The sequence below is a fragment of the Streptomyces mesophilus genome (genome assembly GCF_040300965.1).
Classification (GTDB): Bacteria; Actinomycetota; Actinomycetes; order Streptomycetales; family Streptomycetaceae; genus Streptomyces; species Streptomyces mesophilus_A.
Map to the genome: position 1 here is coordinate 17335 of NZ_JBEPEW010000025.1, position 11620 is coordinate 28954.

Annotated in this window: 8 protein-coding genes; 4 read left to right on the forward strand and 4 right to left on the reverse strand. The window is 71.6% G+C overall.

The annotated features are described in order from the left end of the window. Positions 1-250: 250 nt before the first annotated feature. Both ABT367_RS12295 and ABT367_RS12300 read right to left on the reverse strand, forming a co-directional pair. Positions 251-1051 (reverse strand): sugar phosphate isomerase/epimerase family protein, encoded by an 801-nt coding sequence (locus tag ABT367_RS12295; RefSeq protein ID WP_352252293.1) that lies wholly within the window; start codon positions 1049-1051, stop codon positions 251-253. Between the two features lie 191 nt (positions 1052-1242). Then, positions 1243-2184, reverse strand: coding sequence for a bifunctional helix-turn-helix transcriptional regulator/GNAT family N-acetyltransferase (locus tag ABT367_RS12300; RefSeq protein WP_352252295.1), 942 nt, complete (start codon positions 2182-2184; stop codon positions 1243-1245). A gap of 299 nt (positions 2185-2483) precedes the next feature. Between ABT367_RS12300 and ABT367_RS12305 the strand changes: the two genes are divergently transcribed. Further along, a complete protein-coding gene (locus ABT367_RS12305; protein ID WP_352252297.1) occupies positions 2484-3053 on the forward strand; it encodes a GNAT family N-acetyltransferase in 570 nt (189 codons plus the stop codon). 217 nt (positions 3054-3270) lie between these two features. Here ABT367_RS12305 and ABT367_RS12310 read toward each other — a convergent pair whose 3' ends face one another. Next, the gene (locus ABT367_RS12310; RefSeq protein WP_352252299.1) at positions 3271-4311 is read right to left on the reverse strand and encodes a LacI family DNA-binding transcriptional regulator; all 1041 of its coding nucleotides are present in this window, start codon (positions 4309-4311) and stop codon (positions 3271-3273) included. 2993 nt (positions 4312-7304) lie between these two features. Here ABT367_RS12310 and ABT367_RS12315 point away from each other — a divergent pair. The 3 genes from ABT367_RS12315 to ABT367_RS12325 all read left to right on the forward strand — a co-directional run bounded on the left by ABT367_RS12315 (position 7305) and on the right by ABT367_RS12325 (position 10670). After that, complete coding sequence (locus tag ABT367_RS12315) at positions 7305-8471, forward strand: Gfo/Idh/MocA family protein (RefSeq protein ID WP_352252301.1); 1167 nt, start codon at positions 7305-7307, stop codon at positions 8469-8471. Positions 8472-8604: 133 nt separating this feature from the next. Next, positions 8605-9768 (forward strand): dihydrodipicolinate synthase family protein, encoded by a 1164-nt coding sequence (locus tag ABT367_RS12320; RefSeq protein ID WP_352252303.1) that lies wholly within the window; start codon positions 8605-8607, stop codon positions 9766-9768. 89 nt (positions 9769-9857) lie between these two features. Next, positions 9858-10670: a sugar phosphate isomerase/epimerase family protein gene (locus ABT367_RS12325; protein WP_352252305.1), complete on the forward strand. Its 813-nt coding sequence runs from the start codon at positions 9858-9860 to the stop codon at positions 10668-10670. An 82-nt stretch (positions 10671-10752) separates the two neighbouring features. Here ABT367_RS12325 and ABT367_RS12330 read toward each other — a convergent pair whose 3' ends face one another. Beyond that, entirely contained in the window at positions 10753-11373 is a 621-nt protein-coding gene (locus ABT367_RS12330; RefSeq protein ID WP_352252307.1) for a DUF937 domain-containing protein, read from the reverse strand. Positions 11374-11620: the final 247 nt, after the last annotated feature.

An 11620-nucleotide genomic window follows, 5' to 3' on the forward strand; every position in this document is an offset into this window, starting at 1 on the left:
GTCCGTCCCATCCCCAGCTGCCGGAGAGTCACCGCGGTGCGCTGTCGGCCTCGCTGCTGGCTGCGAACGCTGACCACCCTCTCCAACGCACGCGGCCGGCAGCATGCCGTCACCGGCGCGCCCCCCTCCGTATGCGCCGGTGACGGCCCCTCTTCCTGGGCTCTCTCCTGGGGCTCTTCGCCGCTTTTCGCGGTCCTTTACGGGGAGTTGAGGCGGGCCCGCACAGGCCCTGGGGCCGGCCGTACCGGCGTCAGGCCGCGTCGTTGAGGAGCCGGCACAGGTGCTCGCGGCCCGCGGTGAGCAGGGTGGGCAGCTCCGCCGCCTGCGGATACCACCGCTTCTCGTACTCCCAGCACAGCCAGCCGTCCCACCCTCCGCGGCTGAGGACCTCCACGCACTCGGTGAGGGGCAGCACTCCCGCGCCGAGAGCGAGTGGAGTGGTGTCTTCGGCGGAGGCGATGTCCTTCACCTGGACGTAGCCGAGATACGGGGAGAGCGCGCCGAACGACGTACTGGGCTGCTCCCCGCCGAGCCAGGTGTGCATCACATCCCAGAGCGCACCCGCGTTGCGGTGCCCGACGGCGCCGAGCACCCGGCTCACCGCGGTGGCCTCGCGGTGCGAGTCATGGGTCTCCAGGAGGATGCGTACGCCGAGATCGGCGGCCGTCTCCGCGGCGGCGGCGAGCCGGCGCGCGGCGGTCGCGTCGGCCTCGTCGGCGCTCTGCTCCGTACCGCCGCCGGGGAAGACCCGGATGAACGGGGAGCCGAGGTCGCGGGCGAGTTCGAGCAGGGCACGGATCTCGGCGAGTACGGGGGTGTCGTCACCGGGCTCGGCCACGCGGGCGTAGCCGGCGAGCCCGAGGATCTCGATCCCGGCGTCCTTGAACTCGGCCACGACATCGGCCCGTTCGGTGATCCCGAGCCCGGTGTGCACGGGCTCCTCGGGGTGCACACGGAGCTCGATGCCCTGATAGCCGTGGGTGGCGGCCAGCCAGAGGGTGTCGTGGACCGGGAGGGCCGGTATGCCGAGGGTGGAGAAGGCGAACTTCATGGGGTGCTCCTAGTCTGGCTCGTCGGGCGACATTTCAGCCCCTGCGGCGATTGGGTAGATCTTTCAGCCCCGCCGGCGTTTGAGGCGATCCGAACGAAGTTCGGATGAAGGGGTCCGGGGCGAAGCCCCGGTTTCGGGAAGGGGCGGGGCGGGGGACAAGCCCGCCGCAGGCGCCCCTTCCCCCCCCCGCATCAACCTGGCGCCGCATGGAGCGACAACCTCCAGTCCTGCCCCACCAGATCACGCCCGAACGACCGGTGCGGCTTCTCGGCCGTGAGCACGAACCCGTGCCGCAGATAGATGCGCCGCGCCGCCTCCAGCACATCGTTGGTCCACAGCACCAGCTCCCGGTACCCCTGCTCCCGCGCGAAGCCGATCACCGCCGCGACCAGCCGGTCCCCGATCCCGTGCCCCCTTGCGTCGGGTTCAACCAGGAGCAACCGCAACCGCGCCGTACCGGGAGCGTCATCCCGTACGCACATCACCGAGCCGACCGGGATCCCGTCGAGCTCCGCGATCCACACCCGCTCCAGATGCGGATCGTGGTCCTCGGCGAAGTCGGCCACGATGCGCGCCACGAGCCCCTCGTAATCCGCGTTCCAGCCGTACTCGGCCGCGTACAGGGCCGCATTGCGCATCACCATCCAGCCGAGGTCGCCGGGACCGGGCTCGCGCAGCCGGACCTGGGCGGCCTTGGTGGGGCGGGCGTCGGACAGGACGGTCCGCACCGTGCGCATGGCCTCGGTCAGCCGTGGCCGTTCGGCAGCCGGCACCTTGCTGAGCAGCACGCCGACCGCCTCGCGCGACCGTTCCTCCTGCAGCTCCGACGCCTCCCGTCCCCGCGGCGTGAGCGTGATCCGCTGGCGGCGCGGATCGCGCGGCGAGGGCGCGCGCTCGACCAGGCCGTCCTTCTCGAACTTGGCGAGCAGCCGGCTCAAGTACCCCGCGTCGATCCCGAGTTCGGCCCGCAGATCCGCAGCTTCGGGCTCCTCGCGGTGGGCGAGCTCGTACAGGACGCGGGACTCGGTCAGCGTGTAGGGCAGATACAGATGGCGGCTGTAATCGAGCGCGCCGATCAGATTCGTATAGAAGCGGTTGAAAGCCCGGATCTCGTGGATGAACTGCTGGGGCATGGCGCACCTCGGTACGTCGAGGAATACCTTTGACTCAGTCAAAGGTAGCGCTCGGGTCGGGTGTGGGGAACCGGTGTGTCGGGTTGGGGCTTGGGCTGGGGCTCGGGCCTGGGGCTTGGGCTCGGGCAGGTGGTGCTTTCGGGATGCGGTGGGCGGTCCGGGGTGCGGTGGATGGTCCGCGGTGCGGTGGGCGGTCCACGGTGCGGTGGGCGGTCCGCGGTGCGGTGGATGGTCCGCGGTGCGGTGGCCGGTATGCAATCCGGTGGACAGCCGGTCGGTGCCGGGCGAACATCGCCGTGATGAACGACGAACCCCTCGCTGATCCCCGGCCCATCCGCTTCGTCGAGCTCGGCGCGAAGGCGCTGCGCGCGCTCGCCGAAGGCGACCTCGCCGGCGGCAGCGCCGAGGCCGGGGTCGCGCTCGACGCGCACTTCGTCGGGGACCGGGCCCGAGCGATCTTCCGATATCGCGCCGACCAGCTCGATACGGACCCGTCCGCCGCGCCCTGGACCGTGCGCGCGGTGGTGTCCGAGCCGGACGGGGCCGTGGTCGGCGACGCAGGGTTCCATGGACCGCCGGACGACTCCGGGATGGTCGAGGTCGGCTACACCGTCGTGCCTGAGCACCGCCGCCGGGGATATGCCCGCGCGACCCTGAGGGCGCTGCTGAGGCGGGCCGCCGCCGAACCCGCTGTCCGGACCGTACGGGCCAGAGTCAGGTCCGACAACGCGGCCTCCCTGGCCACCCTCACCGGCTTCGGCTTCACGCGGGTCGGTGAACAGGGCAGTGAGCGCGACGGGCTGGTGATCGTCTTCGAGGTCCCGGTGGGTGTGTTGCGTGCCGAGGGGTATGGGGCAACTTGCCCTTGATGTACCGGTACTTGCGCCGATGAGCTCTCCGGCGGGCCCGGGCGAAGGGCCCGCACTTCTGCGAGGCGCGGCGGTGTTCCTGTGCGGGGCGGCTGCGCTCCTGCGAACAGGCGAGGCGGCGCTCCTGTGAGGCGAGGCGGCTGTCCTCCTACGAGGAGGCGAGGCGGCGCTCCTGCGAGGCGCGGCCGCCGGGCGACCGACCCCTCCCTCCCTTCCCTCACTTCCGCGGCCGTGCCGTCGACCCCCGTACCATCAACTCGCCCGCGATCACGGACATCTTCCCCGGCGGCTCCGCCTCCCGGCCCATCGCGATACGGCCGGCCCGGGCCCCCGCCTCGTACAGCGGGAGCCGGACCGTGGTGAGCGCGGGGACGACGTCCACGCTGAACGGCAGATCGTCGAAGCCCGCCACCGAGACGTCCTCGGGGATGCGCAGCCCGGCCTCGCGCAGCGCGGCGCAGGCGCCGAGCGCGACGGTGTCGTTCGCGGCCACGATCGCGGTCAAGTCCGGGTCCTGGCGCAGGAGTTCGCGCGTGGCCTCGTAACCGGAGCGCCGGTCGTAGGGGCCGTGCACCGTCGCGCACTCGTCGACGCCCGCCTCCTTCATCGCGTCGCGGTGACCTTCGAGCCGGTGCCGCGTTGTGGTGCGCTCCTCGGGGCCCGCGATGTAGCCGATACGGCGATGGCCGAGGTCGAGCAGATGCTCGGTGAGCCGTCGGCCGCCGCCCCGGTTGTCGAAGGCGAGGGCGATCGCGCCGGTGTCCTCGACGGGCGGGCGGCCGCACAGCACGATCCGGGTGCCGGCCTCGCCGAGCCGGCGAAGCTTTCCGGCCATCGCCTCGGCGTGCTCGGGGTCCTCGACCGCGCCGCCCGTGATCACCACGGCGGCGGCGCGCTGGCGCTGGAGCAGCGTGAGGTACGTGAGCTCGCGCTCGGAGGAGCCGCCGGTATTGCAGACCACCGCGAGCCGCTCGCCGCCGGCCCGTCCGCCGGGTCCGCCGATCTCGGACTGCACGGCGCCGGCCATGATGCCGAAGAACGGGTCGGCGATGTCGTTCACCAGGATTCCGACGAGGTCGGAGGTGGCGGCGGCGAGGGCGCTCGCGGGTCCGTTGAGCACATAGTCCAGCTCGTCCACGGCGCGCAGGACACGCTCGCGGGTGGTCGCGGCGACCGGGTAATTCCCGTTCAGGACACGGGAAACGGTCGCGGGGGAGACCTGGGCGCGGGCCGCCACATCCGCCAAAGTCACGGTCATCTGGTCCTCCGGGGCACCGGGAGCTGGTGGTCGTTCGCCGCTCGGTAGCCGGCGGTCCGGGCGCGGTGATGGTCGACCCACCGCACCGTTGCACTAAGTGATACCGGCTGCACGCCCGCCATGGAGCCGCTTTCCGGCCACGAGATGACTACGACCTGGGTCTCCATGGTGGCAGAGGGGGTGGTGAGGGTGAGGGCCGCGGAGGGTATGTGGGTGCGGGTTGGTGGGGCGGCTGGGGGTGTGGGCGTGGGGTGGGTTGGCTGGGGGCGCGGGGTGTGAGGGCGGGGCTGCGGGGTGGGTCTGGGTGTGAGGTGGGTGGGCGGCGAGGTAGAGGGGACGGGCTGGACGGTAGGGCCGTTGGCTGTTGGGCTTGGGGCGGAGCCTGAGGGGCGAGCTGGGAGGCGGCGGGCGGACTGAGAGGCAGTGCCCAATGCAGGTGGGGAACGGCCTGGGTCGGAGAGCGACTGCGGGTGCGTCGCGGCTGGGGCGGCTTCTGTGAAGTCTTGGCTGAGGACGGTGGGTGGTTGCGGTGGCCCGGACGCGCCGCTGCCGTCTGCCCCGCCGTCGTGGCCGGCGTTCGCCCATTGCGGCCACAGACGCAATTACTTCAGGGATCGAGTGCTGGCCCGGAGTGGAGGGGCAGCGCAGCTCTTGCCGGGAGGTGGGCTGCTGCGGGTGCGTTGTGGCTGGGGGCGGCTTCCGTGAAGTCTCGACTGAGGACGGTTGGGTGGTTGCGGTGGCCCGGACGCGCCGCTGCCGTCTGCCTCGCCGTCGTGGTCGGCGTTCGCCCATTGCGGCCAGAGACTCAAAGACCCGCAGGTCGAGCCCCGACCCGACACAGCGCCGACCCTGGACCGGAAGTGGGCGGCTGCGGGTGCGTTGTGGCTGGGGCGGCTTCCGCGAAGTCTCGGCTGAGGGCGGTGGGTGGTGGCGGTGGCCCGGTTGCGCCGCTGCCGTCTGCCCCGCCGTCGTGGCCGGCGTTCGTCGCTTGCGGCCACAGAGCCAAAGACCCCGCAGATCGAGTGCCGGCCCGGAGTGGAGGGCAGCGCAGCTCTGGCCAGGAGGTGGGCTGCTGCGGGTGCGTTGTGGCTGGGGGGGGGCGGCTTCCGTGAGGTCTCGGCTGAGGACGGTGGGCGGTTGCGGTGGCCCGGATGCACCGCTGCCGCTTGCCCCACCGTCGTGGCCGGCGTTCGTCGCTTGCGGCCACAGACTCAATGACTTCAGGGATCGAGTGCCGGCCCGGAGTGGAGGGCAGCGCAACTCTGGTCGAGAGGTGGGCGACTGCGGGTGCGTTGTGGCTCGGGCGGACTCCGCGAAATCTCGGCTGAGGAATGTGCGGGATGTCGGAGGCGCGAGCTGAATGGAGGTGGAGGGGAGGGGCGAGGGAACGGGTGGCTGGAGGCGTGGGTGCCTGGAGTGGACCGGGGCGCGGGTGTGAGTGGGTCGGCTGCGGATGTCGGGCTGTGGTCCGACGGCTCGGCGTCGGCGTCGCGCGCCCAACGCTCCCGGGGACCGGGCTCGGGCATGACGGCCGGACTCGGCAGTCGGACGCCTGGACGCGAGCGAGTTGGGTTGGCCGCGTTCGGTGGCTGGGGGCTTGGGCGCGAGCGAGTTGACCAGCTTCACCGGCCGGGCGCTTGGACGGGAGGGTTTGGGCCGGGTTCGGTGGCTGGGCGCTTGGACGCGAGCGAGTTGACCGGCTTCGGCAACTGGGCGCCGGGCGCGGGCGAGTTGACCGGCTTCGCCCGCCGCGTGTGGGTCGGTCCGCAAGACCGGCGATCCGGGTGATCGGACTGGCTCGTGACGATAAGGCCCGGCAACTGACCGCAGCTGCCGACCCCGACGAACGGTTCGGGCCCCAACCCGACAGCCGGCGACCCAAACGACCGCCCCGCCCCCACCTACCCGCCCCGTCCGTACCCTGACCCGAACCCAACGGGGGACCTATTGTCCTGCCGCGCGCCCGATTTGCCCCCAAAGTCCAGGACAGTTGGTCCCCCTACCGAACAAGACCCGATCGCCGGCTTTGAGTCTCCGGCCGCAAGCGACGAACGCCGGCCACGACGGTGGGGCAGGCGGCAGCGGTGCGTCCGGGCCACCGCAACCACCCACTGTCCTCAGTCGAGGCTTCGCGGAGTCCGCCCGAGCAACGCACCCGCAGCAGCCCACCTCCTGGCCAGAGCTGCGCTGCCCTCCACTCCGGGCCGGCACTCGATCTGCGGGGTCTTTGACTCTGTGGCCGCAAGCGACGAACGCCGGCCACGACGGCGGAGCAGGCGGCAGCGGTGCATCTGGGCCACCGCAACCACCCACCGTCCTCAGCCGTGACTTCGCGGAAGCCGCCCCAGCTACAACGCACCCGCAGCCGCCCCAGCCGCGACGCACCCGCAGTCGCCCCCGACCCAAGCCCCCGTCTGCGATGGCCCTGCATCTCAGTTCGTCCGCCCCCGACTCGACCCCGGCCGAGTCGCCTTGGCAGCCAACCTCGCCCCGCTCGCTACCGGCGGCCGCCCCACCGTCCGACGGTCAACCCTCACCCCACCCGCTCCACTCCGCCCGCCCCGACCGTCACCTCACCCCACCCGCTCCACTCCGCCCGCCTAGACCGTCACCTCACCTCACCTCACCTCACCCCACCCGCTCCATTCCGCCCAGCCTGACCGTCGCCCCACCCACTCAGCCCTGACCGTCACCCCACACCATCCGCCCCATCCCACCGCGCCCCGACCGTCCCCCCACCCCCCTCCACCCCGACCGAATCGCAAACGAACGTCCAAGGCTGGACAGGGATTTCAGCCGCCCCCTTGTCCGGGCCTCATCCCGCAGGCTAACTTTCCCGCAGACGTAGATAGAAAGCGCTTGCTATCGAGGGTGGGGCAGGTGGCGGATGCCGCTTCATGTCCGGCTCGGGGCGGCGAGCGCAACGTACGGACCCATCAACCGACCCGGCGTCGAAGCCGACCGGCGCGCGCCTGCCAAACGGAGGGACATCAGTGACACGCAAAACGGTGCGTATCGCCATGAACGGCGTGACGGGGCGCATGGGTTACCGCCAGCACCTGGTCCGCTCGATCCTCGCGCTGCGCGAGCAGGGCGGCCTCGACCTCGGCGACGGCACGGTCCTGTGGCCGGAGCCCGTCCTCGTCGGCCGCCGCGAGCACGCGCTGCGGGCGCTTGCCGACAAGCACGGTCTGGATCAGGCCAACGTCTCCACCGACGTGGACGCCGTCCTTGCCGACGACAGCATCGACATCTTCTTCGACGCGGCGATGACATCCACCCGCGAGGGCATCCTCAAGAAGGCCATCGCCGCCGGCAAGCACATCTACACCGAGAAGCCCAGCGCCACCTCCGTGGAGGGCGCCCTCGAACTGGCCCGTCTCGCCAACGGCGCCGGCGTCAAGCACGGCGTCGTCCAGGACAAGATCTTCCTGCCGGGTCTGCTCAAGCTGAAGCGCCTCATCGACGGCGGCTTCTTCGGCCGCATCCTGTCCGTACGCGGCGAGTTCGGCTACTGGGTCTTCGAGGGCGACTGGCAGGAGGCCCAGCGCCCCAGCTGGAACTACCGCGCCGAGGACGGCGGCGGCATCGTCGTCGACATGTTCCCGCACTGGGAGTACGTGCTGCACGAGCTGTTCGGCCGCGTGAAGTCCGTGACCGCGCTGGCCTCGACGCACATCCCGCAGCGCTGGGACGAGCAGTCCAAGCCCTACGACGCCACCGCCGACGACGCCGCGTACGGCATCTTCGAGCTGGACAGCCCCCAAGGCTCGATCGTCGCCCAGATCAACTCCTCCTGGGCGGTACGCGTCAACCGCGACGAACTCGTCGAGTTCCAGGTCGACGGCACCGAGGGCTCGGCCGTGGCCGGGCTGCGCAACTGCCGCGCCCAGCACCGCTCGGCCACTCCCAAGCCCGTGTGGAACCCCGACATCCCGGTCACCGAGTCCTTCCGCGACCAGTGGCAGGAAGTGCCGGACAACGGCGAGTTCGACAACGGGTTCAAGGTCCAGTGGGAGCTCTTCCTGCGCCACGTCGTCCTGGACGAGCCCTACCACTGGGATCTGCTCGCCGGCGCCCGCGGCGTCCAGCTCGCCGAGCTCGGCCTCAAGTCCTCGTCGGAGGGCCGCCGTTACGACGTGCCGGAGTTGAACCTGTGACCCGCCGTTACGACGTGCCGGAGTTGAACCTGTGACCCGCCGTCACGACGTGCCGGAGCTGAACCCGTGACCCGCCGTCACGACGTCACCGAGCCGACCCTCTGACCCGCCGCGACCCGACGGAGCCCGCACCATGACGATCCACCTGCCCCGCGCCGGCGGCGGCACCTTCGCCTACACCCCGCGCACCGAACCGCTCGCCGTATCGGGCAGCGCACCGCTGGTCTCGCGCACGGTGTTCTCCGCGGCCCACGTGGTCGCCGACCCGTACGCCGATGTGTCGCCGGACGGCCCTGCCGCCGTCGACTGGGACGCGACCCTCGCCTTCCGCCGGCACCTGTGGTCGCACGGCCTCGGGGTCGCCGAGGCCATGGACACCGCGCAGCGCGGCATGGGCCTGGACTGGGCGGGCGCCGCCGAGCTGATCCGCCGCTCCGCCGCCGAGGCCAAGGCGGTGGACGGACGGATCGCGTGCGGGGTCGGCACCGACCAGCTCACGGGGCCCGCCGGACTGCCGACGCTCGCCGAGGTGACGGCCGCGTACGAGGAACAACTCGCGCTCGTGGAGGGGACGGGCGCGCAGGCGATCCTCATGGCGTCCCGCGCCCTGGCGGCCGTCGCCCGCGGCCCCGAGGACTACCTCGCCGTGTACGGGGGCCTGCTCCGCCAGGCTTCCGAGCCCGTGATCCTGCACTGGCTCGGCCCCATGTTCGACCCGGCCCTCGAGGGTTACTGGGGTTCGGCGGACCTGGACGCCGCGACCGCGACCTTCCTCGAGGTGATCGCCGCACACGCGGACAAGGTGGACGGCATCAAGGTCTCGCTGCTCGACGCGGACCGCGAGGTCGCCCTGCGCCGCAAGCTGCCCGACGGCGTGCGCTGCTACACCGGCGACGACTTCAACTACCCCGAACTCATCGCGGGCGACGACCAGGGCTTCAGCCACGCCCTGCTCGGCATCTTCGACCCGCTCGGCCCGCTCGCGGCCGAGGCGGTCCGCGTCCTGGACACGGGTGACACCAAGGGCTTCCGTGAACTCCTGGATCCCACTGTTGAGTTGTCGAGGCACTTGTTCCAAACACCCACCCGCTTCTACAAAACCGGAGTCGTCTTCCTCGCCTGGCTCGCCGGCCACCAGTCCCACTTCTCGATGGTGGGCGGCCTGCAGTCGGCACGCTCGCTCCCGCACCTGGCGCGCGCCTACCAACTGGCCGACCAGCTCGGCCTGTTCCCGGACCCGGCGCTCGCCGCGTCCCGTATGACATCCCTGCTCGACGTGCACGGAGTCGCCCAGTGACCAGCCCCGCGCAGCACGCTGCTGACCCCGCGCCCGGCACCCCCCTTTCCGGCCCTCCGCCCGGCCTCTCGCGCTTCAGCATCAATCAGATGACGGTCAAGCAGCTCTCGCTGCCCGAACTTGCCAACGCTTGTGGGCATTCGGGAGTTCCCGGCGTCGGGCTGTGGCGCGAACCCGTTCAGGAGTACGGCGTCGAAGCGGCCGCGAAGCTGGTCAGAGACGCGGGCCTGACCGTCACGACCTTGTGCCGCGGCGGCTTCTTCACCGCGATCGACCCGGCCGAACGCCGCCGCGCCCTCGACGACAACCGCGCCGCGATCGACGAGGCCGCGACCCTCGGCACCGACACCCTCGTCCTCGTCTCGGGCGGACTGCCCGCGGGGGACAAGGACTTGGCCGGCGCCCGTGAACGCATCGCGGACGCGCTGGCCGAACTGGGCCCGTACGCCGCCGAGCGCGGCGTACGCCTCGCGATCGAACCGCTGCACCCCATGTACGCGGCCGACCGCTGCGTGGTCTCCACACTCGGCCAGGCCCTCGACCTCGCCGAACGTTTCCCCGCCGATCAGGTCGGGGTCTGCGTGGATACGTACCACATCTGGTGGGACGACCTGGCGCCCGAGCAGATCGCCAGGGCGGGTGCGGGCGATCGCCTGCACACCTTCCAACTGGCCGACTGGACCACCCCGTTGCCCGAGGGTGTCCTCACCGGCCGCGGCCAGCTCGGCGACGGCTCGATCGACCTCGCGCACTGGTGGCGCCTGGTCGACGCGGCGGGCTACACGGGCTCCGTCGAGGTCGAACTCTTCAACGCGGAGCTGTGGGCGCGAGAGGACGGCGCGGCGGTCCTCCACGAGACGGCGGCCCGCTTCTCAGCGGTGGCGTCCCAGGCCCTCGGCTAGCCCGCGCGCGAAGCGGGTGCTCGCCACGCGGAGAGCTCAGGCGCCGCGGGCCGCGGCCGCCGTGGTCCGCGACCGCCGCCGGCTACTTCTTGCCGCCGCCCAGGATGTTGCCCAGAATGTCGCCGAGGTCCAGGCCGCCGCCCTGCTGACCGCCCTGCTGGCCCGTCGGCGTGGCACCCGGTGCCGCGCCGGGGACCGGGCCGGGGGTGGGGATCGGGCCGGAAGCCTGGGCGGAACCGCCGGACGCCCCCGCCTTCGACGACGCGGCCCGCTTCGTCAGTACGGCGAGCAGAACCGGGATGAGCATCTCGATGGCGCGCGAAATGGTCGGCGCCGGGATGCCCGTCTTCTTCGAGACCGCCTGTGCGACCGGCTTGCTCATCTTGCCGATCATGCCGGCCATCATGCCGCCGCTGAGGAGCCCGCCGAGCCCGCCGCCCAGCGTGGCGACACCCTGCAGCGGTGCGGCGCCGGCGGCGTCGCCCACCTCGGCGAAGGCCTGACGTACCTCGTCGACCTCCTCGGGGGCGCCGTGGGCGGCCTTCTCCTGCAGCCCGCCGGAGAGTGTGGAGACCGTCTCGGTGATCAGGTTCTGCGCGCCGGCCTCGTCGGTGCCGAGCAGACCGGCGATCTCGTGCAGCTTGTCGTCGCCGAGCTCGTCGATCACAGCCTTCTCGAGCGGCACATTCGCATCTTCACTCATGTCTGAAACGCTACGGCCGCCCCGGTTTGTCGGCACCTGGAAGCGGCCTGGAAGCGGCCCGGAAGCGGAGCTGGGACTTTCACGAAAATTACTGCCCGCAGCCGTACAACCCTTTCTCGGTGACGCGGGTCGTACTAGGCATCAGGGCTTCCGGAGGGGATCCGGGGGGATTGAGGGAGGCCTGTTGGAGGGGGATCCGAGGGGGTTCGGCCGGGGGGCCGGGCCCCCTCAAACATGTGCGGGGCCG